Origin of the sequence: Mesorhizobium sp. M0862, assembly GCF_040319795.1 — a bacterium.
In the GTDB taxonomy this organism is placed as follows: Bacteria; Pseudomonadota; Alphaproteobacteria; order Rhizobiales; family Rhizobiaceae; genus Mesorhizobium.
The window spans coordinates 1-22,695 of sequence record NZ_JAMYOJ010000003.1; the positions used below are offsets into that span (position 1 = coordinate 1).

20 protein-coding genes are annotated in these 22,695 nt (G+C 64.3%); 8 read left to right on the forward strand and 12 right to left on the reverse strand.

All coding sequences use genetic code 11. The annotated features are described in order from the left end of the window. Nucleotides 1-149: 149 nt before the first annotated feature. A complete protein-coding gene (katG, locus tag NKI15_RS05075; RefSeq protein WP_352885802.1) occupies nt 150-2,345 on the reverse strand; it encodes a catalase/peroxidase HPI in 2,196 nt (731 codons plus the stop codon). A 140-nt stretch (nt 2,346-2,485) separates the two neighbouring features. Here katG and NKI15_RS05080 point away from each other — a divergent pair, with 140 nt between their 5' ends. Beyond that, nucleotides 2,486-3,394 carry a hydrogen peroxide-inducible genes activator gene (locus tag NKI15_RS05080; protein WP_352769975.1) on the forward strand — a complete coding sequence of 303 codons (909 nt, stop codon included), beginning with the start codon at nt 2,486-2,488 and terminating at the stop codon, nt 3,392-3,394. After that, complete coding sequence (locus tag NKI15_RS05085; RefSeq protein WP_352885803.1) at nt 3,391-3,615, forward strand: hypothetical protein; 225 nt, start codon at nt 3,391-3,393, stop codon at nt 3,613-3,615. The genes NKI15_RS05080 and NKI15_RS05085 overlap by 4 nt, the downstream gene beginning before the upstream one ends. Here NKI15_RS05085 and NKI15_RS05090 read toward each other — a convergent pair. The 5 genes from NKI15_RS05090 to hisS all read right to left on the reverse strand — a co-directional run bounded on the left by NKI15_RS05090 (nt 3,612) and on the right by hisS (nt 10,231). Next, nucleotides 3,612-4,604, reverse strand: coding sequence for a calcium:cation antiporter (locus NKI15_RS05090; RefSeq protein WP_352885804.1), 993 nt, complete (start codon nt 4,602-4,604; stop codon nt 3,612-3,614). The two genes, NKI15_RS05085 and NKI15_RS05090, sit on opposite strands and share 4 nt — an antisense overlap. A 95-nt stretch (nt 4,605-4,699) precedes the next feature. Beyond that, a complete protein-coding gene (locus NKI15_RS05095) occupies nt 4,700-6,460 on the reverse strand; it encodes an AMP-binding protein (RefSeq protein ID WP_352885805.1) in 1,761 nt (586 codons plus the stop codon). A gap of 231 nt (nt 6,461-6,691) precedes the next feature. Further along, nucleotides 6,692-7,393 carry an ATP phosphoribosyltransferase gene (gene hisG, locus NKI15_RS05100; protein WP_023701298.1) on the reverse strand — a complete coding sequence of 234 codons (702 nt, stop codon included), beginning with the start codon at nt 7,391-7,393 and terminating at the stop codon, nt 6,692-6,694. Continuing rightward, a complete protein-coding gene (locus NKI15_RS05105) occupies nt 7,390-8,508 on the reverse strand; it encodes an ATP phosphoribosyltransferase regulatory subunit (RefSeq protein WP_352885806.1) in 1,119 nt (372 codons plus the stop codon). Before NKI15_RS05105 ends, hisG begins: the two co-directional genes overlap by 4 nt. A 178-nt stretch (nt 8,509-8,686) precedes the next feature. Further along, nucleotides 8,687-10,231 (reverse strand): histidine--tRNA ligase, encoded by a 1,545-nt coding sequence (hisS, locus tag NKI15_RS05110; RefSeq protein WP_352885807.1) that lies wholly within the window; start codon nt 10,229-10,231, stop codon nt 8,687-8,689. A 202-nt stretch (nt 10,232-10,433) separates the two neighbouring features. Between hisS and NKI15_RS05115 the strand changes: the two genes are divergently transcribed. Beyond that, entirely contained in the window at nt 10,434-10,676 is a 243-nt protein-coding gene (locus tag NKI15_RS05115; protein WP_352514654.1) for a hypothetical protein, read from the forward strand. Nucleotides 10,677-10,804: 128 nt separating this feature from the next. On the opposite strand, the gene NKI15_RS05120 is transcribed toward NKI15_RS05115, so the two are convergent. Then, a complete protein-coding gene (locus NKI15_RS05120; protein ID WP_352514655.1) occupies nt 10,805-11,443 on the reverse strand; it encodes a DNA-3-methyladenine glycosylase I in 639 nt (212 codons plus the stop codon). Nucleotides 11,444-11,653: 210 nt separating this feature from the next. Between NKI15_RS05120 and NKI15_RS05125 the strand changes: the two genes are divergently transcribed. Together NKI15_RS05125 and NKI15_RS05130 are read left to right on the forward strand one after the other, a co-directional pair. Then, the gene (locus NKI15_RS05125; protein ID WP_352514656.1) at nt 11,654-12,400 is read left to right on the forward strand and encodes a L,D-transpeptidase; all 747 of its coding nucleotides are present in this window, start codon (nt 11,654-11,656) and stop codon (nt 12,398-12,400) included. A gap of 270 nt (nt 12,401-12,670) precedes the next feature. Beyond that, the gene (locus NKI15_RS05130; protein ID WP_352514657.1) at nt 12,671-13,591 is read left to right on the forward strand and encodes a bifunctional 5,10-methylenetetrahydrofolate dehydrogenase/5,10-methenyltetrahydrofolate cyclohydrolase; all 921 of its coding nucleotides are present in this window, start codon (nt 12,671-12,673) and stop codon (nt 13,589-13,591) included. Between the two features lie 4 nt (nt 13,592-13,595). On the opposite strand, the gene glcF is transcribed toward NKI15_RS05130, so the two are convergent. From glcF to NKI15_RS05150, 4 genes are all read right to left on the reverse strand, one after another. Continuing rightward, nucleotides 13,596-14,921, reverse strand: coding sequence for a glycolate oxidase subunit GlcF (glcF, locus tag NKI15_RS05135; RefSeq protein WP_352514658.1), 1,326 nt, complete (start codon nt 14,919-14,921; stop codon nt 13,596-13,598). A 4-nt stretch (nt 14,922-14,925) separates the two neighbouring features. After that, on the reverse strand, nt 14,926-16,137 hold the full coding sequence (locus NKI15_RS05140) for an FAD-binding protein (protein WP_023695105.1): 1,212 nt from the start codon (nt 16,135-16,137) through the stop codon (nt 14,926-14,928). A gap of 235 nt (nt 16,138-16,372) precedes the next feature. Then, entirely contained in the window at nt 16,373-17,869 is a 1,497-nt protein-coding gene (locus tag NKI15_RS05145; protein ID WP_352446645.1) for an FAD-linked oxidase C-terminal domain-containing protein, read from the reverse strand. A gap of 259 nt (nt 17,870-18,128) precedes the next feature. Beyond that, nucleotides 18,129-19,451, reverse strand: coding sequence for a DUF3422 family protein (locus tag NKI15_RS05150; RefSeq protein WP_352885808.1), 1,323 nt, complete (start codon nt 19,449-19,451; stop codon nt 18,129-18,131). 205 nt (nt 19,452-19,656) lie between these two features. Here NKI15_RS05150 and NKI15_RS05155 point away from each other — a divergent pair, with 205 nt between their 5' ends. Genes NKI15_RS05155 through NKI15_RS05165 form a run of 3 tightly spaced genes read left to right on the forward strand, consistent with a single transcriptional unit; the run spans nt 19,657 to nt 22,426 of the window. Next, the gene (locus NKI15_RS05155; protein WP_023815111.1) at nt 19,657-20,454 is read left to right on the forward strand and encodes an FCD domain-containing protein; all 798 of its coding nucleotides are present in this window, start codon (nt 19,657-19,659) and stop codon (nt 20,452-20,454) included. Between the two features lie 12 nt (nt 20,455-20,466). Next, nucleotides 20,467-21,603 carry an alpha-hydroxy acid oxidase gene (locus NKI15_RS05160; RefSeq protein ID WP_352446643.1) on the forward strand — a complete coding sequence of 379 codons (1,137 nt, stop codon included), beginning with the start codon at nt 20,467-20,469 and terminating at the stop codon, nt 21,601-21,603. A 55-nt stretch (nt 21,604-21,658) separates the two neighbouring features. Then, nucleotides 21,659-22,426, forward strand: coding sequence for a metallophosphoesterase family protein (locus NKI15_RS05165; protein ID WP_352446642.1), 768 nt, complete (start codon nt 21,659-21,661; stop codon nt 22,424-22,426). On the opposite strand, the gene NKI15_RS05170 is transcribed toward NKI15_RS05165, so the two are convergent. Next, nucleotides 22,423-22,563: a hypothetical protein gene (locus NKI15_RS05170; protein ID WP_006206855.1), complete on the reverse strand. Its 141-nt coding sequence runs from the start codon at nt 22,561-22,563 to the stop codon at nt 22,423-22,425. The genes NKI15_RS05165 and NKI15_RS05170 overlap by 4 nt on opposite strands. Between the last annotated feature and the right edge of the window lie 132 nt (nt 22,564-22,695).

Here is a 22,695-nt window from a genome sequence, read left to right on the forward strand (position 1 = left end):
CCCCCTTTTTTTTATAAACACACCCCCCCCCACCTAACCACCCCCCTTACGGTCGGGGCCCCCACCCTGGGGTTCACCCCCGCCGCTTCCCCCCCCCCAAACCGGCGGGGGCGGGCCGGGCCCCCCCCCCCTTCGTTTGGGAGGTTGTATCAGGCAGCGATGTCGAAACGGTCGGCGTTCATCACCTTGGTCCACGCCTTGACGAAATCGCCAACGAATTTCTGCCCGGCATCCGCCGACCCGTAGACCTCGGCCAGCGCGCGCAGCTGCGCATGCGAGCCGAAGATCAGGTCGGCGCGTGTGGCGGTCCACTTGACCGCCCTGGTCTCGCGGTCGCGTGCTTCGTAGACCTCATGCGAGCCCGGCTCGGAGGCCGGATCCCAGATGGTGCTCATCGAGAGCAGGTTGACGAAGAAGTCGTTCGTCAGCGTGCCCGGCCTGTCGGTCAACACACCATGCTTCGAGCCGCCGGTGTTGGCGCCGAGCACGCGCAGGCCACCAACCAGCACCGTCATCTCCGGCGCCGTCAGGTTGAGCAGTTGCGCCCGGTCGACCAGCATGGCTTCGACCGACATCGGCGGTTTGCCCCTGACATAGTTGCGGAAGCCGTCAATTTTCGGCTCGAGCGCCGCAAAGGAATGGACGTCGGTCTGCGCCTGCGAGGCGTCGGTGCGGCCGGGCGTGAAGGGAACCTTCACCGCATTGCCGCCATCCGTTGCGGCTTTCTCGACCGCGGCGACGCCGCCGAGCACGATGAGGTCGGCCAGCGAGACCTTCTTGCCGCCTGCGTTGAACTCGTTCTGGATGGCTTCGAGCTTCGCCAGCACGGTGGCCAGTTCGACAGGCTGGTTGACATCCCAGTCCTTCTGCGGCGCCAGGCGAATGCGCGCGCCATTGGCGCCGCCGCGCTTGTCGGAGTTGCGGAAGGTCGAGGCCGAGGCCCAGGCGGTCGAGACCAATTGCGAAACGCTGAGGCCCGAAGCCAGGATCTTGGCCTTCAGCAATGCGATATCCTGGTCGCTGACCAGCTCATGGTCGACGGCCGGAACCGGATCCTGCCAGATCAGCTCTTCCTTCGGCACCAACGGGCCGAGATACCGCACGACCGGCCCCATGTCGCGATGGGTGAGCTTGTACCAGGCACGGGAGAAGGCATCGGCGAACTGCTCCGGATGCTCATGGAAGCGGCGCGAGATCTTCTCATAGGCCGGGTCGGCCCGCAGCGCGAGGTCGGTGGTCAGCATTGCCGGCGCATGACGCTTCGAGGGATTGTGCGCGTCCGGCACCGTAACCGCGCCAGAGCCGCCCTTCGGCGTCCACTGATGGGCCCCGGCCGGGCTCTTGGTCAGCTCCCATTCGAAGTTGAAGAGATTGTCGAAGAAGTTGTTGCTCCACTTGGTCGGCGTCGTCGTCCAGGTAACTTCGAGGCCGGATGTGATCGCATCGCCGGCAATGCCGGTGGCATGCTTGCTCGACCAGCCGAGGCCCTGCGCCTCGATGCCCGCGCCTTCCGGCTCGGCGCCGACCAGTGTTGCATCACCGGCGCCATGGGTCTTGCCGAATGTGTGGCCGCCGGCGATCAGCGCCACGGTTTCCTCATCGTTCATTGCCATGCGCGCGAAGGTCTCGCGGATGTCGCGGGCCGAGGCCAGCGGATCTGGCTTGCCGTTCGGCCCTTCCGGGTTGACGTAGATCAGGCCCATCTGCACCGCGCCGAGATGGCCGTGCAACTCACGGTCGCCGGAATAGCGCTTGTCGTCGAGCCACTTGGTTTCCGAACCCCAGTCGACATCCTGCTCGGGCTCCCAGACATCGGCGCGGCCACCGGCGAAGCCAAAGGTCTTGAAGCCCATCGATTCCAGCGCGACGTTGCCGGTGAGAATCAACAGGTCGGCCCAGGAGATCTTGCAGCCGTATTTCTGCTTGACCGGCCACAAAAGCCGGCGCGCCTTGTCGAGATTGGCGTTGTCCGGCCAGCTGTTCAGCGGCGCGAAACGCTGCTGGCCCGCACCGGCGCCACCCCGGCCGTCGCCGATGCGATAGGTGCCGGCGCTGTGCCAGGCCATGCGGATGAACAGCGGCCCGTAATGGCCGAAATCGGCCGGCCACCAATCCTGCGAATCCGTCATCACCTTGTGCAAATCCTCGATCACCGCGTCGAGGTCGAGCGTCTTGAACTCCGCGGCGTAGTCGAAAGCCTCGCCCATCGGGTCCGAAAGGCTCGACTGCTGGTGGAGAACGCCGATGTCGAGCTGGTTCGGCCACCAGTCGCGGTTGGTCCTGGCGGAGGTTCCATGCACGACCGGGCATTTGCCGGCGCTGTTGTCGTCGGTCATCGCGTCCATCTTGGCCTCCGAATTCCTGATTTATGTGTTGTTTTTTCCGGGCCGGCCGGGAGCCGCGCCACTCTGGAATGGTTCCAGACTAAGCCGTCTCTTCGATAAAAACAAATTGCCTTTCCTGTTTATTGCGATAGGTTTTCCTTATGATTGGCTTGACCGTGCGGCAGATGCAATATTTCGAGGCTTTGGCGCAAACGCTGCATTTCGGCCGCGCCGCAAAACTCGCCGGCGTCAGCCAGCCGGCGCTGTCCGCGCAGATCGCCGAGATGGAGCAAAGGCTGAACTGCCGGCTGTTCGAGCGCGGCGGCAAGACGGTGCGGATGACGGAAGAGGCGCAAGCGCTGCTGCCACGCATCGAGCGCATCCTGCGCGACATCAGTGATGTCGAGACGACGGCCCGGCGCGGCCGCCCGGCCATGGAAGGCCGCTTCCGGCTGGGCATCATCCCGACCGTGGCGCCGTATCTTTTGCCGCATGTGCTCCCGGAGCTGAAGCGGCATTTTCCGTCCCTGCAGCTCGAACTGCGCGAAGCAGTGACGGCATCACTGGTCGAGGACACGGCAACCGGACGGCTCGACGCCTTCATCGCCGCGCTGCCGCTCGAGCAGCCGGGCCTCGTCACCGAAGAACTGTTCGCCGACCGCTTCTTCCTCGCCGTGCCAGCCGGAGATCCAGCCTTCGCCTCACCACCGGTGCCGCCGGAAAGCCCGGCGCTGGAGCGGTTGATGCTTTTGGAGGAAGGCCACTGCCTGCGCGAACAGGCGCTGGCCCTGTGCGGCAGCGTGCGTCCCGTAGCGATGGCAAGCTACGGCGCCACCAGCCTGACGACGCTGCTGCAGATGGTGGCGCATGGTCTCGGCGTCACGCTTATCCCGGAAATGGCGGCGAAGCCGGCCAGCGCCATGCCGGACCTCAAGATCGTGCCGTTCCAGGAGCCAATGCCGCAACGCACGATCTGCCTCGCCTGGCGCCGCAACAAGGTGCGGCATGATGAATGCGTGGAACTGGCGAAGATCATTCGGGGGTTGGATGCGGCGGTGCTGGGGGTGTGAGTCGTTCGGGTCTTGGATGGCGCCTTGGGAACCCCGAAAAGAAACTCAAATCAGGCGCGTTCGAGAATACCCGCATTGATGGCTGGTCGCCAGACCGCACCAAAGCCTCAAGGGATAAATACCAGAAATACATACGTAAAAAATACAACGGCATGGACGATTCCGGTCAGGAAGGTCGTCCTTTCGTTGCTAAAGCTTACGCCGCATATGAAAAGCGCTAAAACCAAAAGTACTGCGTCAGCTTCCGGGAGCCCCAGGGCAACCCTCGTCCCGTAAGCAGGCTGGCTGCTGCGACCGCAGGTATCGTCAAACCAATCGTGGCGCAAGCCGAACCCATTGCGACATTCAGGCCGCGCTGCAGCTCATTGTTGAGTGAAGCACGAACCGCCGAAATGGCTTCCGGCATCAAAACCAGACCCGCGATCATTGCCCCCACAATGCTGTCAGCCTGGGTCACCTGGTAAGCAACGAGCGCATCTTCAACACTTGCGGCGACCTGCTCGGCGAGCATGACAATTCCGATCAGTCCGATTACCAGGAGCAGAGCGCTGGAAGAGATGCTTTTGTGAGGGGCGGTTCGCGCCGAAAGGTCGTGTGCCAGTCCTTCGATGAAATCGTCCCGATGCCGGATTGTCTGCGCGAACACAAAGGTTGCATAGAGCAGCACGGAAAGAACGCTTACCAGGCCAAGCTGAGCTGCCGAAAATGTGCCGGGATCGGTGGTCCGCGTGTAGGTCGGCAGGATAAGCGTCATGACGGTCAGTGCGGCCAGAACCGCCAGATATGCGCTGGTCCCTTGCCGGACAATTGCCTGCTTGCGATGCCGCCAGCCGCCAAACGTGAGACACATTCCGACAACGCCGGTGGAGGCAATCATCACTGTCGAGAAGACGGATTCACGTGCAAGCGTGGGGTTGTTCTCTCCATGCAGCATCATGGAAACGATGATCGACACTTCGATTGCCGTCACGGCAAAAGTCAGCACCAATGTGCCGTAAGGCTCCCCCACACGGTGGGCCGCCGCCTCGGCGTGATCGAGCACCACGAAAATAGTGATGAACATGATCGCACTCGAGAGCGCTCCGACGAGAATCCTGACGCTCGGCGAACCTTCGTCCACCGATAGCCCGCTGACTCTGACCGCAACGGCCAGTGCCAGCGCGGCCAAAGGCATCGCATAGGAAGTCGCTGATCGTGCGAAACCAGTCATTCAAGCCCCAATGCGTTCGGCGAACCTTGCGGAAGCCTGTCGAGCACCCCAATGTCGTTTCGAAGCCCGGCAGTCCCGTCCCCGGCGTTCAACCCTCAAGCCGTCTTCTGCACCACCAGCCCCAGTTCCTCCACCATCGCTTCCCGCATCAGAAACTTCTGCGGCTTGCCCGTCACCGTCATCGGCAGTTCGGTGCGGAAGCGGATGTAGCGGGGGATTTTGTAGTGGGCGATCTGGCCGGCGCAGAAATTCTTGATCTCCTGCTCGGTGGCGATCTGGTTGGGCTTCAGCACGATCCAGGCGCACAGCTCCTCGCCATATTTGGCGTCGGGAATGCCGAACACCTGCACCTCCTTGACCTTGGGATGGCGGTAGAGGAATTCCTCGACCTCTCTGGGATAGACGTTTTCGCCGCCGCGGATGACCATGTCCTTGACCCGGCCGACAATGTTGCAATAGCCCTCGGCGTCGATGGTGGCGAGATCACCGGTGTGCATCCAGCCGTCGGCGTCGATCGCCTCGCGGGTTTTTTCCGCGTCGTCCCAGTAGCCTTTCATGACGGAATAGCCGCGGGTGCACAGCTCGCCCGGCGCGCTGACGGCGACGGTGGCGCCCTCGGCGTCGATGGCCTTGACCTCGACATGCGGATGGATGCGGCCGACGGTGGAGACGCGCTTTTCCAGCGGGTCGTCGACGCTGCTCTGGAACGAGACCGGGCTGGTCTCGGTCATGCCATAGGCGATGGTCACCTCTTTCATATGCATCAGCGAGACCACCTTCTTCATCACCTCGATCGGGCATGGCGAGCCCGCCATGATGCCGGTGCGCAGGCTGGAGAGATCGAAGCTGGTGAAGTCGGCGTGGTCGAGCATGGCGACGAACATGGTCGGCACGCCATAGAGGCCGGTGCAGCGTTCCTGCGCGACCGCTTTCAGTGTGGCGCCGGCGTCAAAACCCTCGCCCGGGAAGACCATGGTCGCGCCCTTTGAGACGCAGCCCATCGTGCCCATCGACATGCCGAAGCAGTGGTAGAGCGGCACCGGGATGCAGAGCCGGTCGTCAACGGTGAGCCTGATTGCCGCGGTGACGAAATTGCCGTTGTTGACGATGTTGGTATGGGTCAGCGTCGCGCCCTTGGGCGCGCCCGTCGTGCCCGAAGTGAACTGGATGTTGATGGCTTCGCCCGGCTTCAACCCTTCGGAGATGCGGTCGAGGCTGTCATGCTCGTCACGGCCGGCCATCGACAGCACGTCGGCGAAATTGAACATGCCGGGCGAGTTGTCATCGCCCATGCGAATGACGATCTTCAGCGTCGGCAATTTCTGCGCCTTGAGCTTGCCGGGGGTGGCCCTGGCCAGCTCCGGCGCCAGCGTCTCGATCATGCCGAGATAGTCGGAGGTCTTGAAACTGGCGGCGGTGACCAGCGCCTTGCAGCCGACCTTGTTGAGGGCATACTCGAGCTCCGTCAGCCGGTAGGCCGGGTTGATGCTGACCAGGATCAGGCCGATGCGAGCTGTGGCGAATTGGGTGACCAGCCATTCCCAGCGGTTGGGCGACCAGATGCCGACACGGTCGCCTTTTTCGAGGCCGAGCGCCAGGAAGCCGGCGGCGAGCGTATCGACCGTGTCCGACAATTCGCTCCAGGTGAAGCGCTTATCCTGGCCGACGAAGACGGCAGCATCCTGCGTGGCGTATCTGCCGACCGTGTCGGAGAAAAGCTGAGGGATCGTCTTGTCGAGCAGCGGCACCGAACGGTCGCCCGACACATGTGCCCGGCCGTCGAGCGGAGCGATGAACGCCCTGCCGCGCCCGCGCAGATTGGTGGCGTTCTTGAGCTCGTCGAGATTAATCGCCATCGCCGTTTCCTCCCGATGAGTGAGCCTAGCAGCCTGATGGGGTGGTGGAAAGTACAGGCGGTTCCCCTCCCCCTCGAGGGGAGGGTGCCTCGCGAAGCGAGGCGGGTGGGGTCCTCGGCGAAGTGCTCGACTTCCTTGGTCACGGTCGACCCGGCTTGGGTCGTCTCGCGTCGAGCACTGCCGGAGCGACCCCACCCGTCCATCCGCCTTTGGCGGCTGTCCACCCTCCCCTCAAGGGGGAGGGAGCGCGCTCATCTTCGCGGCTATTTCCCGCACTAGCGCCTCATCCGCAGCAGCACGATCTTTCCTGGCAGCCACGAGGCAGGCCTGCGACTTCAGCACAACCCCATCGGCCAGCACCTTGAGATGGTTGGCGCGCAGGGTCGAGCCGGTGGTGGTGATGTCGACGATGACATCGGCAAGGCCTGCCGCCGGCGCGCCTTCGGTGGCGCCGAGGCTTTCGACGATGCGGTAGACCTGGATGCCGTGCTTTTGCGAGAAGAACTGCTGCGTGAGCCGCCAGTATTTGGTTGCGATCCTCAGCCGCCTGCCGTGGCGCTGGCGGAAATCGGCGGCGACATCGTCGAGATCGGCCATGGTATCGACGTCGAGCCAGATGCCGGGCACCGCGACCACGACATCGGCATGGCCGAAGCCGAGGCGAGCGACGATTTCGGCGCGCGCTTCCCAGTCGGCGAGGTTTTCGCGCAGCAGATCCTCGCCGGTAATGCCGAGGTCGACCGAACCTTGCCCAATCTCGCCGGCGATTTCGGACGCCGACAGGAACGCCACCTCGATGCCCTCAGTGCCGTCGATGCGGGCGCGGTACTGGCGCTCATCGCCGGGCAGGCTGACGGCAAGCCCGGCCCTGGCCAGTACCTCCAAGGCCTGCTCCTTGAGCCGGCCTTTCGATGGGATCGCCAGCGTGATCATTGCGGCTCTCCCCGCAGCGCTTCGATGCGGTCGAGCCAGACGGAGAAGCCGACGCCGGGGATCGGCGTCTTGGCGCCGAGCAGGGTCAGCAGCCGGTCGTAGCGACCGCCGCCGGCCAGCGGCCGCTCGCCACCAAGTGCTGCGATCTCGAAGACGATGCCGGTGTAGTAATCCAGCGGACGGCCGAAGGCAGCGTCGTAGCGGATCGTCTTTGCAGGCAGGCCATGTGCCTCGATGGCTTTGGCGCGGGCGGCGAATTTTTCCAGCGCCGCGCCCAGCGAAAGCCCGGCAGAGGCCGCAAAACTTTCGAGCGCAGCACTCGCGCCGTCGAGCGGCACGTCAATGGCGAGAAAATCCCTGAGCGCCGCAAACGCTTCGTTCGACAACCGCACGCTGCGCAGTTCGGCCTTTTCGATCAGCCGCCGGGCAATGTCGGCGGGCGCGCGTCCGCCGGATGCCAGCAGGCCGGCCTCTTCCATGCCGCCGGCAATGTGGGCGGAAAGCGCTTCGAGATCGCGATCGAGGACAAGGGCCGCGACTTCGCCGTCAAGCTGACCGTTGCGTGGCGGGTTGGCGAGATCGGCGAGTGCTGCCTGCAGCATCGGCGCCGAGCCGAAGGCGCGCGCAAGCCGCATGCGCCAGCCGCGCGGCAAGCCGAGTGCTGCCAGCACCGCCTCGAAGATGGTCTGGTCGCCGAGCGTGATCGCGAGAGGTTGCGCCGGCAGCACCAGCTCAAGCAGCGCATGCGCATCGGCCAGCGAACGGGCGTCGGCCTCAGCCGTATCGCGGTCGCCGAGATCCTCGATGCCGGCCTGAAAGAACTCGTTGCCGCCCTCGCGGCGCTGGCGGAACACTTCGCCGAGATAGCTATAGCGGCGCGGCGTGCCGGCCTGCGAGGCGATGTGGTCGAGGCAGACGGGGATGGTGAATTCCGGCCGCAGACACAGCGTCTTGCCGGTCTCGCTTTCGGTGAGGAAGATGCGGCGGCGCAAATCCTCGCCGGCCATGTCGAGGAACGGATCGGCCGGCTGCAGCACGGCGACCTCCACCGCATGGGTGTTGCGGGTGGCGAAGAGCTTGGTGATTTCGGATGCGATGGCGGGATAGCGAGTCATCGGCTGGTTGGGTGCGAGGCACCCCCCTCTGGCCTGCCGGCCATCTCCCCCTCGAGGGGGGAGATTGGCAGCTTGGAGCGCAGCGCCTCTTCTTCAACGCCGGAGATTGGCGAAACCATGCGCGACATCCAATCTCCCCCCTTGAGGGGGAGATGGCCGGCAGGCCAGAGGGGGGTGTTCAAGCGCCACCCTTCGCACGGTCAGCGGCCTGCGCCGCCAAGATCTTTTTCACCTCGGCGACCAGTTCACTCTCCGCCACCGTGACCTGTGCCGGCCTTGCGGCGCGCCATTCGGCGTTGTCGGTGATCTCTGCCGACATGCGCGCGCCCTCGATCAGATCCTTGATCTGCAACTCGCCCTTGGCGCGCTCGTCGCCGCCCTGGATAACGGCGACCGGGCTGCCGCGGCGGTCGGCATATTTCAGCTGCGCCTTCATGCCGGCGCCGCCGAAATACATTTCGGAGCGGATGCCGGCGGCGCGCAGCTCTGCGACCATCTTCTGGTAGCGGCCAAGGCTATCGGTATCCTTGTCCATGACCAGCACGACGACCGGCGCGATGACATCGGTGGTGTCCAGCTTGCCGAGGTTCTTAAGCGCCGTCATCAGCCGCGAGACGCCGATGGAGAAACCGGTCGCCGGCACCGGCTCGCCACGGAAGCGCGAGACCAGGCCATCGTAACGGCCGCCGCCGCCGACCGAGCCGAAGCGCACGATCTGGCCGTCTTCGTTCGGGATCTCGGCCAACAGCTCGGCTTCGAAGACCGGGCCGGTGTAATATTCGAGGCCGCGGACAACGGAGGGATCGATGCGGATGCGGTCATTGTTGTAACCAGATGCATGCGCCAACTTTGCGATGACAGAAAGCTCCTCCAAGCCTTCTACTCCGCGAGCATTGCCCTCTACTGCCTTTGCCATACTCGCAAGGGTTTCATCGTTGGAAAGCCCTAATGCACCACCCAATGCATCCGGATATGCTGCAAGGCTCAACACTCGTTCGATGTGAGCTGCGCCAAGGCCCGCGCCTTTAGTAAAGTCCCCTTCGCCTTCCTTACCGCCATCCCATCGTCCGGCTCCAAGCAAAAGAGCCACGCCGTCTGGGCCAAATTTATCCAGCTTGTCGATCGCCCGGAGGACATGCAGCCGGCGGCCAGCATTCTCATCGCCGCCAAGGCCAATCGCCTCCAGCACGCCATCCAGCACCTTGCGGTTGTTGACCCGGATGACGTAGTCGCCGCGTTTGATGCCGAGCGCTTCCATCACGTCGGCCATCATCATCGCCATCTCGGCGTCGGCGGCGACGCCCGGCGTGCCGATCGTGTCGGCGTCGAACTGCATGAACTGGCGGAAGCGGCCGGGGCCGGGCTTTTCATTGCGGAACACCCAGCCGGACCGGTAGCTGCGATAGGGTTTCGGCAGCCGCTCAAAATTCTCGGCGACGAAACGTGCCGTCGGCGCGGTCAAATCGTAGCGCAGCGACAGCCACTGCTCGTCATCGTCCTGGAAAGAAAATACGCCCTCATTAGGCCGGTCCTGGTCGGGCAGGAACTTGCCGAGCGCATCGGTGTATTCGATCAGCGGCTGCTCGGCCGGCTCGAAACCGTATAGCTCATAGACCGAACGGATCGTCGCCATCATCTTCTCGACGGCACGGATGTCGTCCGCACTGCGGTCGGCAAAGCCGCGCGGCAGCCGCGCTTTCGTCTTTTCCGATTTGTCGGCCATGGGATGGGTCTTTTCGCTAAGTAATCGATGACTTATTTGGAGTCGGCGTGTCCTAACCGAAGCGGCTTGGTGCGGCAAGGGTTTGCGCTCTTTCCTTCTCCTTCGAAACAAAACGCACCAAAAGGAAACAATTCCGCCATCGGCGCGGCATCGTGCCGACACAATCAGAGCCGATAAGCGCGCCGAAACAAAGGGTTGGGCCATGACTGCGGCACGCAAATTCGATATCGGAGACGACGGCTTGCATGAAGTCCGGCTGCGGCCGGCCGAGAGCCGTGCGCAGGTGACGGCGAGCCCCGGTCCGTTTGAGGTCACTGCCGACGAGCGCAAGGGTTCGACCATGCGCGAGGCGCTGATGACTGGATTGCTGGTGATTTATCCGGCCTTTGCGGCACTGGCGGCGATTGTCGCGGGATTGTTCCTGACTGGCGCAAGCGGGACGTGAGTTCCTTACCCTTCCCCTTTTTGGGGAGGGTCGACGCGTAGCGTCGGGGTGGGGGTGCGGCGCCAAGATACCCCCACCCGCGCCTTCGGCGCGACCTCCCCACAAGGGGGAGGTAGGGGGACAGCGCCCTAGTTCGGCCTCTTAAAGGCCTTGCGTTCCTTCTCCACCTGCTCCCGGCAAACACACCCCTCGAGATGGTCGTTGACCAGACCCATCGCTTGCATGAAGGCATAGACCGTCGTCGGTCCGACAAAGGTCCAGCCGCGCTTTTTCAACTCCTTTGAAATCCTGATCGAGACCGCCGTCGTCGGGTTGGCGCGTAGATGCGCCAGGTTCACGACCGCCGGCCGCTCCTCCGGGCCTGGCTCGAACTTCCAGAACCAGGCGGCCAGCGAGCCGAATTCATCGACCATTTCGCGTGCGCGTTTGGCGTTGTTGATGGTCGAGACGATCTTGCCGCGGTGGCGGATGATGCCGGCATTGGCGACCAGGCGCTCGACATCCTCGTCGGTGAAGGCAGCGACCTTGTCGAAGTCGAAACCGGCGAAGGCCTCGCGGAAATTCTCGCGCTTGCGCAGAATGGTCAGCCAGGACAGGCCGGACTGAAAGCCTTCGAGGCAGATTTTTTCGAACAGCCTGCGGTCGTCGGCCACCGGCCGGCCCCACTCATGGTCGTGGTAGTGCAGATAGTCCGGCAGATTGCCGGGCCAGAAGCAGCGCGTGATGCCGTCGGTGCCGGTCAAAAGGCCGGTGTTGTCTTGTGCCATGGCCAATCCATTCGTTGACGCGCCTGCGCGCTGCATTTACCGCGGCTTTACCAGATTCCTGAACCCGGCGGTAACCACACCAAAAGGTTTACTGACAAAGCGGCATTTTACGCATTCCGATTCATGTTTCGGTTGCCGCTTCGCGCCAAGGATCGCGCAACCGGAGGCAAGTTCCCGCCTCCGCCCGTTCGACGATCAAGGTGCGTTCCGATGAAGATGTTTTTGCGTTCCGTGCTCGGCGCCGCGGCCATTCTGGCCGCCGGCGTCACTTCCTCCGCCGCCGGCGACCGCTATGCCGACAGGCCGCCGGTGATGGTGAGTCCCGACCTTTCCGCACCCTGGGTGCTGCAGCTCGGCCGCGCGCCCGGCATTGTGCGGCAGAGCAGCCGCCAGGTGATCCAGCAGCCGCGCATTCGCTATGCGCAGCCGGCGCGGCCTGACCGGGTGCGCACCGCTTCCCTGCAGGCGCCGGCCAAGCGCGTGGTGATGCGGCCGCAGATCAATCCGCTCTATCTGCCGCAGGAAGTCGCCTATGACGGCCCGCAGAGGCCGGGCACGATCGTCATCGATACGACGCAGAACTTCCTGTTCCTGGTCGAGAAGAACGGCAAGGCGCGGCGCTATGGCGTCGGCACCGGCAAACCTGGCTTCGAATGGTCTGGCACGCACAAGATCACCAACAAGCGCGTCTGGCCGGACTGGCGCCCGCCGGCGGAGATGATCAAGCGCGAGGCCGCCAAGGGCCGCTACCTCCCGACCTATCTGGCCGGTGGCGAAGAGAACCCGCTCGGCGCCCGCGCGCTCTATCTCGGCACGACGGAATACCGCATCCACGGCACCAACCAGCCATGGACCATCGGCGGCTCGGTGTCTTCCGGCTGCATCCGCATGCGCAACGAGGACGTGGTTGACCTTTACGAGAGGGTCAATGTTGGAACGACCGTGGTCGTGATATAGTCGGCTACCGAATCATCTGGTCCAGAAGGTTAGAGCTTCAGGATCGGGAAGAGTTTACGGGGACGGGCCGTGTGGGGATGCGGCCAGTCAGGAAAGGGCAGCCCGGGAAACCGCGCTGCCCTTTCTCTTTGCGGCTATAGCTGAGCCAGGCTGCGCCAGAACGTCGCGCCAGGAGGATGACGGTTCGCTTTCACGCTGCCTTGCCGCATTTCCCCTGCTATAGGGACGGCCAAACTCCCCTGCGCCAAACTCCGCTGCAAAGGTCCAGCCATGTCTCCGCCAGACGATAGCCGCTATCTCCGGGGCGGCCCGGTCGCCCAGCGCATCATGGCATCCGTGCGCGAGGATGCCGCCATCGCCACCGCCGAAGGTTTTCCGCCCAAGCTGGTGTCGATCACCGTCGGCGATACCGCTGCCGTCGATGTCTATGTGCGCAACCAGCGCGCCAAGGCCGCCCTTGCCGGCATCGGTTTCGAGGAGCGGCGGTTCCCCGCCGACATCAGCGCCGGCGAACTCGAGGCGGCGATCCACGGCCTGAACGCCGACCCGCGCGTCACCGGCATCATCATCCAGCGGCCGGTGCCGGCGCATATCCCGATCAAGACGCTGCAAGCGGCGGTGCATCCACTGAAGGACGTCGAGGGCATGCATCCGGCGTCGATCGGCAACATCGTCTACAATCAGCTCGACCTCGCGCCTTGCACGGCTGCGGCCTCGGTCGAGCTGCTCAAGGAAACCGGCCTTGACCTCAAGGGGCTGGAAGTCGTCGTCGTCGGCCATTCTGAAATCGTCGGCAAGCCGATTGCCTTCCTGCTGATGAGCGAAGGCGCAACGGTGACGGTGTGCCATCACATGACGCGCTCGGTGGCCGCCCATGCGCGCCGCGCCGACGCACTGTTCGTCGCCGTCGGCAAGCCCAGGCTGATCAAGGCCGACATGGTGAAGCCCGGTGCGGCCGTCATCGACATCGGCATCAATTCCGAGATCGGCCCGGACGGCACGAGCCGCATCGTCGGCGACGTCGACACCGAGAGCGTGAAGGAAGTCGCGTCCTGGATCACGCCGGTGCCCGGCGGCGTCGGTCCGATCACCGTGGCGATCCTGCTGCGCAACACAATGGTAGCGCTCAGCCGCCAGCGCGCGCGCTACCAGGCGACGTATGGCGTGGTGGGCCGGCTGGCAGCGGAATAGCTGCTTACTCGGCGGCGACCAGGTTTCCTTCGGAGACGCCCTCCGGCTTCGGACCACCATAGGCCCAGTCGAGCAGCTTGATCGTGTGCACCACCGGCAGCTTTGCAGCCGAAGCGATCTGGGTGATGCAGCCGATATTGCCTGTGGCAACGATCTCCGCGCCGGTGGCCTCGATGTTTTTCACCTTTCGGTCGCGCAGCTTCTCCGAAATCTCCGGCTGCAGGATGTTGTAGGTGCCGGCCGAGCCGCAGCACAGATGGCCCTCGCGCGGCTCGCGCACGACGAAGCCGGCCTTGGCCAGCAACTCCTTCGGCTGGCGGGTGATCTTCTGGCCGTGCTGCATCGAACAGGCGGAGTGGTAGGCAACGACCGTGCCGGGCTTGCGCACCGGCTCCGGCAGGTCGAGGCTTGCGAGATATTCGGTGATGTCCCTGGCCAGCGCCGAGACCTTTGCAGCCTTGTCGGCATAGGCCGGATCGAGGCGCAGCATGAAGCCATAGTCCTTGATGGTGGTGCCGCAGCCGGACGCGGTGATGACGATGGCATCGAGCCCACCCTGGTCGATGGCGCGTGTCCAGGCATCGACATTCTGCTTCGCCGAGGCTAGTGCGGCTGCCTCGCGGCCCATATGATGGACCAGCGCGCCGCAGCAGGCCTCGCCCTCAGGCACCACGACCTCGATGCCGAGCCTGGTCAGCAATGCAATCGTCGTCTCGTTGATGGCGGGATCGAGCACCGATTGGGCGCAGCCGGTGAGGATGGCGACGCGGCCTTTCTTCGTCCCCTGCCCGGCATGGACGCCGGGAGAGGCCATCGGCGAGGCCGCCGGGATCGAGGCCGGCGCCAACTTCAGCATAGCACCGAGCGGCTTCAAGGCTGGGACCTTTTCGAACAGGCCGATGAACGGCTTGCCCAATCTCGCCAGCTTCAGCGCGGCGCGAAAGCGCGCGGGGTAAGGCAGCACTAGGGCCAGCAGGGCGCGGGTCAGCCGGTCGAGCAGCGGCCGCCTGTAAGTCTCCTCGATATGGGCGCGGGCATGGTCGACCAGATGCATGTAGTTGACGCCCGACGGGCAGGTCGTCATGCAGGCGAGGCAGGACAGGCAGCGGTCGATATGGGTGACGATCTCCTTGTCGGCGGGACGGCCGTTCTCCAGCATATCCTTGATCAGGTAGATGCGCCCGCGCGGTGAATCCAGCTCGTTGCCGAGTGTGACATAGGTCGGGCAGGTGGCGGTGCAGAAGCCGCAATGCACGCATTTGCGCAGGATCTTCTCCGATTCCGCGACATGCGGATCGGCGAGCTGGGCAAGGGAGAAATTGGTCTGCATCGCGTTAGCCCTGGGCCATGCGGCCGGGATTGAGGATGGCCTTGGGATCGAACTCGGCCTTGAGCCTAGCCGACAGGGCGGCCAGATGCGGCGCCTGTGGCTCGAACACCGGCACGGCGGCGCGATGCGAAGGGGTGGCGCGCACCAGCGTGGCGTGGCCGCCGCCAAGCTTTCTGATCAGCCCGCGCAGCAGGGCGGCCTCGGGATCGCCCTCCTCCATGCGCAGCCAGACCAGCCCGCCCTGCCAGTCGTAGAAGGCGCTGACACCGATCTGCATGCGCAGCGTCAGCACCATCTGATGGGCCTGAGACGGCGCCATGGAGACGCGCCAGACCGGCTTTTCGCTACGGTCGGCGAATGGCGTGCAGTCCCTTATGTCACGCCAGAGGGAATGCGAGGCCTCGCCTGCAATCTCCTGCAGCGGGCCCGCATTTTTGAGCAGGGTTTTCAGTGCCTCGATGCGGTAGGCGACCGAAGGGCCGAAGCCTTCGACGCGCAGCAGCGTTGCGGCGTCAGTGCCTAGACTGCCCCCGGCAACGCGCGCGGCGATGCGTTCGGGCAGATGGGCCGCGCTCGACACTTCGGCGCTGGAGCCGAGCGCCAGCGCCATGGCGGCAGAGGCGGCATCGTCGAGTAGGCCGCGCATGGCAAGCGTCACCTCGGTCTCGGCCGCCGGCAGCACCTTGAAGGTGACATCGGTGAATACAGCCAGCGTGCCCCAGCTGTTGGCCATCAGCTTCGACAGATCGTAGCCGGTAACATTCTTGACGACGCGGCCGCCTGATTTGAACGCTTCGCCACGACCGGCAACCGCGTTGATGCCAAGGATATGGTCGCGCGCGGCGCCCGCCTTCAGCCGGCGCGGGCCGGACAGGTTGGCGGCAAGCACGCCGCCGATCGTGCCTCTTCCCTTGATACCGCCGAACAATGGGCCGTAGTCCATCGGCTCGAAAGCAAGTTGCTGGCCGTTTTCGGCGAGCAGGCTTTCTATATCGGAAAGCGGTGTGCCGGCCTTCGCCGACAGCACCGTTTCGGCCGGCTCGTAGAGGGTGACGCCGGTGAGCTTCGAAAGATCGAGCGTGTGTTCGCTCTGCTGTGGCCGGCCGATGCCGCGCTTGGAGCCGTGGCCGATGGTCTCCAGCGGCGATTCCTCCGCAGCCGCCCATTGGACGGTGGAGAGGACTTCGGTGGACGAGGTGGGAGTGAAGGTGGTCATGGCGACGCGCCGCTTGCGAGTGCAGAGACGTCGAGTTCCTTCGTGCCCCCCTCTGTCCTGCCGGACATCTCCCCCACTTGGGGGGAGATTAGCAGCTTTGGCGACCGCGCCTCTCTAGCAACGTCGAAGATTGGCGAAGGCAGAGATGACTGGTGATCTCCCCCCAAGTGGGGGAGATGTCCGGCAGGACAGAGGGGGGCGCGAAGGATCGCCGACGTGAGACATTCCGCCCCCATCAAAACCTCGGAATGTCCGGAAACGCCACCTGGCCGCGATGCACATGCATGCGTCCAAGCTCCGCGCAGCGGCGCAGTTGCGGGAACACTTTTCCCGGGTTGAGCAGATGGTTGGGATCGAAGGCGCATTTGACGCGCATTTGTTGGTCGAGGTCGATCTGGTTGAACATTTCAGGCATCAAGTCGCGCTTCTCGACGCCGACGCCGTGCTCGCCGGTCAAGACGCCGCCGACCTTGACGCAGAGCCGCAAGATGTCGGCGCCAAAACTTTCCGCCTTGTCGAGTTCGCCCGGCACGTTGGCGTCGTAGAGGATCAGCGGATGCAGATTGCCGTCGCCGGCGTGGAAGACATTGGCGACGCCAAGGCCGTATTTTCCCGACAGTTCGCGCATGCCGGCGAGCACACGCGGCAATTCCTTGCGCGGGATGGTGCCATCCATGCAGTAATAGTCGGGTGAGATGCGGCCGACCGCCGGGAAGGCCGCCTTGCGGCCGGCCCAGAAACTCAGCCGCTCCTGTTCGGATTGCGAGATGCGGCAGGTGGTGGAGCCGTTCCTGTAGGCGATCGCTTCGACGAGACCGATCAGGTGATCGACCTCGACGCCCGGCCCGTCGAGTTCGACGATCAGCAGCGCCTCGACATCAAGGGGATAGCCGGCGTGGACGAAATCTTCCGCGGCATGGATCGCCAGCCGGTCCATCATCTCCATGCCGCCAGGGATAATGCCGGCGCCGATGATGTCGGCGACGCATTGGCCGCCCTGCTCGCTGGTCGGAAAGCCGATCAGCAGAGCGCGCGCCGTCTCCGGCTTCTTCAGGATGCGTACCGTGACCTCGGTGACGACGCCGAGCAGGCCTTCGGACCCCGTCATGACGCCGAGGAGATCATAGCCTTCCGAGTCCAGATGATTGCCGCCCAGGCGCACCACCTCGCCGTTCATCAGCACCATCTCGATGCCCAGCACATTGTTAGCGGTCAGGCCGTATTTCAGGCAGTGCACGCCGCCGGAATTTTCAGCGACATTGCCGCCGATCGAGCAGGCGATCTGGGAGGATGGATCGGGCGCATAGTAGAAGCCCTCCTGCTCGACGGCGGTGGTGATGCCGAGATTGGTGACGCCGGGCTGAGCGACGACGACGCGATCGGGATAGTCGATCGCAAGGATGCGGTTGAAGCGGCTCATGACCAGCAGCACGGCATCCTCGAGCGGCAACGCGCCGCCGGAGAGTGAGGTGCCGGAGCCGCGCGGCACGACACGGATGTTGCGGTCGTTGCAGTATTTCAGCACCCGCGACACCTGCGCCACCGTTTCCGGCAGCACCACGACCAGCGGCAATTGCCGGTAGGCGGTGAGACCGTCGCTTTCGAAGGCGCGCATTTCGTTGGTGGCGTCGACGACGCCCTCGCCCGGCACGATGATGCGCATATCGGCGACGATCTCCGCCCGCCTTCGCATCGTGGCGTCGTCTGGCTTGGGCATGACAAGGCCGGACATCGGCGGCGTCCTCCACTTGGCTGGTAAAAATCTTTTACCAGTTACATCCGGATGTTGCAAACACCGCGTCGGGCAAAGAGCGTACTGCCAGCCTTCCGCAGCGGCAATCTGCCGCTATTCACCCTCCCCCTTGTGGGGAGGGTCGCGAACGCAGTGAGCGGGGTGGGGGTCCGCGCGACGAAAGCTCTTTACGAGCACCCCCACCCCGATCCGCTATGCGGATCGACCCTCCCCACAAGGGGGAGGGTAAAGTGCGCTCCTACTCCCCCGGATGTTTCGCCGGCTCGGAGTGCATCCGCCTCACTCGCCGCACACCCCACCAGACCAGCACGATGGCGACCGGCACCGAGGCGGCGGTGACGACTTCGGGCGCAATGGCATGGCCGAAGATCGAGGCGCCCTTGGCAAGGTAGGAGATCAGACCGACGACATAGTAGGACACTGCCGCCACCGACAGGCCTTCCACCGTCTGCTGCAGCCGCAGTTGCAGCCGGGCGCGGTTGTTCATCGACGCCAGCAGATCGCGGTTCTGCTTCTCGACCTCGACATCGACCCAGGTGCGCAGCAGCGTGGTGGCGCGGGTTAGTTTGCGCGACAGGTTGGCCTGGCGCTCCTCGACCGAACGGCAGGTGCGCATGGCGGGTGCCACCCGCCGCTGCAGGAAGCCGCCCCAAGTGTCGTAGCCGGGCACGGCTTCTTCGTCCAGCGCTTCCAGCCGCTCGACAACGATGCCGTCATAGGCGCGGCTGGCGCCGAAGCGATAGAGGCTGGAGGCGGCATCAGCCTCGAGTTCAGCGGCAAGCTCGGTCAGGTCGGCGAGCAGCGTCTGGCTGTCGCGGGTTTCAGCGACCTTCATTTCCAGCGTGGTCTGCGCCAGCCGGTCCTCGATGCGGCGGGCGCGGCCCGACAGCGTCAGCGCCAGCGGCAGGCCGAGCATGGCAAGCGTGCGATAGGTCTCGACGTCGATCAGCCGCTGCGACAGCGCGCCGGTCCGCGCCGGCGTCAGGCCGCGATCAAGCACCAGGATGCGGGTCAGGCCGTCGCCGTCCTGGCGGAAATCGGTGACGATGGCCGCATTGCCGCGCTCGACCAGCGAATAGCAGAGGCTCGTCGGGTCGAAGGCCGCAATCAGCTTCTCGCTTGCCGGCGTCCATTTGCGGATCTCCAGCCTTATGCCTGAGATCACCGTTCCCGGCGGCGAGAACCCGTTGCCGAAAGGAGAATCCTCCTGCGCCCTGCCGCTTTCGGCAAGCGGCCCTTCCCAAAGATAGGTCGAGAATTCCGTATGCCGCTCCCAGCGCAGCGTACCCTTGCCCCACTTCATGGCGTGGTGGCGGGCATGACGGTCGGGCGCCGCGATGCCGAGGCGCCGCGACAGTTCGGAGAGCACGGCCATGTCGACGCTGGAGCCGCCCTCGGTCATGAAGGCGAGTTGCACAAGCACGCGCGGCTTCTCGATCAGCGGATGCGGCCGGGCATGGACCTCGCCGATCGCGCCGGGCCGTCCCTCATGCGCGGGAAAGCCCATCACGCTGCCCTGGGCGCGCGGCTGGAATTCGAGGTTGGACGTCTCGTCCGACACGGTGGTCCCCCTGTTCTCGACCCTTCGTGTGATGGCGTCCTCTAAAGGCAATCCATGAGGCGCGTAAACACCAAAGTCTAGCATCGTAGGTCCTGCCGGCGCGACGCGCAGACCGACCCGATTGGGCGAATTGGATAAATAATTTGACCAGTTGGCGACGCTGGCTTTATCTTGCGCGACACCGGTTCAATTTCCCAGGCCCCCGTTGAGCGATATTTTCTCCAGGATCGAGCATTCGCGCACCGCCGACGAGGTGGTGCAGCAGATCGAAAGCCTGATCCTTGAAGGCGTGCTGCGCACCGGCGACCGGCTGCCGGGCGAGCGCGAGCTGGCGCGCCAGTTCGACGTGTCGCGGCCGATCCTGCGCGATGCGCTGAAGGCGCTGGAAGGGCGCGGGCTGCTGATCACCAAGGCCGGCGGCGGCACCCATGTCGCCGACGTCATCGGCCAGTTGTTCACCAAGCCGGTGACCGACCTCGTCTCCATGCACCGCAAGGCGGTGACCGACTATCTGGAATACCGCCGCGAGATCGAAGGCGTGGCGGCCGAATATGCGGCGCGGCGCGCGACAGCGGACGACATTGCGCTGCTCGACCGCATCATGGCGCGCATGGACGAGGCGCACCGCACCGGCGATTTCGACGACGAGGCGGAAATCGACGTCGAGTTCCACCATGCTGTGTGCGAATGCGCGCACAACATCATCCTCTTGCACACGCTGCGCTCCTGCTACCGGCTGCTGTCTGAAGGCGTGTTCCAGAACCGGCTTCTGGTGTTCAGCGTGCCCGGAGCGCGGGAGGCGCTGCTGGCCCAGCACGGCGCGATCTACAAAGCCGTGAAGGCCGGCGATCCCTCAGCTGCCCGCCAGGCGGCGATGGACCATATCTCCTATGTCGAGCGCTCGATGCTCGAGGCCGAACGCAGCGGCGACTGGCAGCGCGTGTCGCGGCTCAGGCTTAAGCAGCGGTCCGACGCCGACGACGGCTTCAAGACGACTGGCTAACGAGGAACCACCATGAGCGACATCCTCACCATTGCCGATCTCAAGGACCTGGCGCGCCGGCGGGTGCCGAAGATGTTCTACGACTATGCCGATTCCGGCGCCTGGACCGAAAGCACCTACCGCGCCAACGAGGAGGACTTCCAGAAGATAAAATTCCGTCAGCGCGTGCTGGTCGACATGAGCAACCGCTCGCTGGAATCGACCATGATCGGCGAGAAAGTGGCGATGCCGGTGGCGCTTGCCCCAACTGGATTGACCGGCATGCAGCATGCCGATGGCGAGATGCTGGCGGCGCGGGCGGCAGAGGAATTCGGCGTGCCGTTCACGCTGTCGACTATGAGCATCTGCTCGATCGAGGATGTCGCGTCGGTGACGAAGAAGCCGTTCTGGTTCCAGCTCTACGTGCTTCGCGACAAGGATTTCGTGCTCGACCTGATCGACAGGGCGAAGGCTGCGAAATGCTCGGCGCTGGTGTTGACGCTTGACCTGCAGATCCTGGGGCAGCGCCACAAGGATGTCCGCAACGGGCTGTCGGCGCCGCCCAAGATGACGCTGGCCAACATTGCCAACATCGCCATGCGGCCACGCTGGCTGATGGGCATTGCCGGCACCAAGCGCCGCACCTTCCGCAACATTGTCGGCCATGCCAAGGGCGTCGGCGACGTCGCTTCGCTGGCATCGTGGACTACGGAGCAGTTCGACCCCCATCTGTCGTGGAAGGATGTCGCCTGGATCAAGGAACGTTGGGGCGGCAAGCTGATCCTGAAAGGCATTCTCGACAAGGAGGACGCGCTGATGGCGGTCGAGACCGGCGCCGACGCCATCATCGTTTCCAACCATGGCGGGCGCCAGCTCGACGGCGCATCGTCGTCAATCATGGCGCTGGAAGAGATCGCCGATGCCGTCGGCGACAGGATCGAGGTGCATATGGACGGCGGCATCCGCTCGGGCCAGGACGTGCTGAAGGCGCTTTGCCTCGGCGCCAAGGGCACCTATATCGGCCGCCCGTTCCTGTACGGGTTGGGCGCCATGGGCAAGCAAGGCGTGACCCTGGCGCTGGACATCATCCGCAAGGAGATGGACGTCACGCTGGCACTGTGCGGCAAACGGCTTGTGACCGAGATGGGCAAGGACCAGTTGCGGCGATAGGGTCTTGTTCACCGATTAGACCCTAGCCTCGCTGGATCACGGAGACGAAGCCGCCTTGACCGAGACCGGCATCCACTACCTCGACGCGCGCGCGCCGGATGGCATGCGCCTGTATGCGATCGGCGACGTGCATGGCCGGCTCGATCTGCTTGCCGCCATGCATCGCCGCATCGAGAGCGAACTCGAATACAAGCCGACCAGCGATTGGCGTGTCATCCACCTCGGCGACTATGTCGACCGTGGGCCTGAGTCCAAGGGCGTCATCGACTTCCTGATCGAGGCACAGAAACGCGATCCGCGGCATCTGATGCTCGCCGGCAACCACGATATCGGCTTCCTCGACTTTCTCGACGAGCCTGACCCGGAAGGGTTGTTCATGCGCTATGGCGGCGTGCAGACGGCACAATCCTATGGCGTCGACTTGACGGGACACGCAAGCTGGTTCGGCAAGACCGACGCGGTGCGGCGCGGGCACGCCGACCTGGTAAAGGCCGTGCCGCAAGGCCATGTCGACTTCCTGCAGTCGCTGCAATTGTCACTGATATCAGGCGATTTCTTCTTCTGCCATGCCGGCATCAGGCCTGACGTGCCGCTGGAGAGCCAGAGCCCGCAGGACCTGGTCTGGATCCGCGACGTCTTCCACAACCATCCAGGGCTTTACCCGAAGGTGATCGTGCACGGCCACACGCCGGTGCCGGAGGCCGAAGTTGTGCCCAACCGCGTCAATGTCGACACGCTCGCCTGGCAGTCAGGAATGCTCAGCGCGCTCGCCGTAGACGGCGCGGACAAGCGTATCCTGACGGTACAGGGAAAAGCGTTTTAACGGAGGGCGGCGGTGACGCCGTAGCCGTCGACGGCTTGGTGGTTGTTGGCTGCATCGGCGGAATATATGCCGAGACCGCACAAAACGATGGCAGACAGCATGACAAAGGACAGAAGCGCTGCTTTCACGGACGTCATCTCTAGTTGAGCTTCCTGCATCTGGGCACGAGGCGGTTACCAATGCGTTGAAACAACGAATTCGTCTCAAAGTTTCGACGATTTCGCGCTTGTAGGTCGATTCTGTATCGGCGGTGTGTCGCGCGGAGCACA

What these genes read in the sequence shown, in the direction of transcription:
- katG (WP_352885802.1), bottom strand. Translation starts at nt 2,345, where the DNA reads ATGGACGCGATGACCGACGACAACAGCGCCGGCAAATGCCCGGTCGTG.
- NKI15_RS05080 (WP_352769975.1), top strand. Translation starts at nt 2,486, where the DNA reads ATGATTGGCTTGACCGTGCGGCAGATGCAATATTTCGAGGCTTTGGCG.
- NKI15_RS05090 (WP_352885804.1), bottom strand. Translation starts at nt 4,604, where the DNA reads ATGACTGGTTTCGCACGATCAGCGACTTCCTATGCGATGCCTTTGGCC.
- NKI15_RS05095 (WP_352885805.1), bottom strand. Translation starts at nt 6,460, where the DNA reads ATGGCGATTAATCTCGACGAGCTCAAGAACGCCACCAATCTGCGCGGG.
- hisG (WP_023701298.1), bottom strand. Translation starts at nt 7,393, where the DNA reads ATGATCACGCTGGCGATCCCATCGAAAGGCCGGCTCAAGGAGCAGGCC.
- NKI15_RS05105 (WP_352885806.1), bottom strand. Translation starts at nt 8,508, where the DNA reads ATGACTCGCTATCCCGCCATCGCATCCGAAATCACCAAGCTCTTCGCC.
- hisS (WP_352885807.1), bottom strand. Translation starts at nt 10,231, where the DNA reads ATGGCCGACAAATCGGAAAAGACGAAAGCGCGGCTGCCGCGCGGCTTT.
- NKI15_RS05115 (WP_352514654.1), top strand. Translation starts at nt 10,434, where the DNA reads ATGACTGCGGCACGCAAATTCGATATCGGAGACGACGGCTTGCATGAA.
- NKI15_RS05120 (WP_352514655.1), bottom strand. Translation starts at nt 11,443, where the DNA reads ATGGCACAAGACAACACCGGCCTTTTGACCGGCACCGACGGCATCACG.
- NKI15_RS05125 (WP_352514656.1), top strand. Translation starts at nt 11,654, where the DNA reads ATGAAGATGTTTTTGCGTTCCGTGCTCGGCGCCGCGGCCATTCTGGCC.
- NKI15_RS05130 (WP_352514657.1), top strand. Translation starts at nt 12,671, where the DNA reads ATGTCTCCGCCAGACGATAGCCGCTATCTCCGGGGCGGCCCGGTCGCC.
- glcF (WP_352514658.1), bottom strand. Translation starts at nt 14,921, where the DNA reads ATGCAGACCAATTTCTCCCTTGCCCAGCTCGCCGATCCGCATGTCGCG.
- NKI15_RS05140 (WP_023695105.1), bottom strand. Translation starts at nt 16,137, where the DNA reads ATGACCACCTTCACTCCCACCTCGTCCACCGAAGTCCTCTCCACCGTC.
- NKI15_RS05145 (WP_352446645.1), bottom strand. Translation starts at nt 17,869, where the DNA reads ATGTCCGGCCTTGTCATGCCCAAGCCAGACGACGCCACGATGCGAAGG.
- NKI15_RS05160 (WP_352446643.1), top strand. Translation starts at nt 20,467, where the DNA reads ATGAGCGACATCCTCACCATTGCCGATCTCAAGGACCTGGCGCGCCGG.
- NKI15_RS05170 (WP_006206855.1), bottom strand. Translation starts at nt 22,563, where the DNA reads ATGACGTCCGTGAAAGCAGCGCTTCTGTCCTTTGTCATGCTGTCTGCC.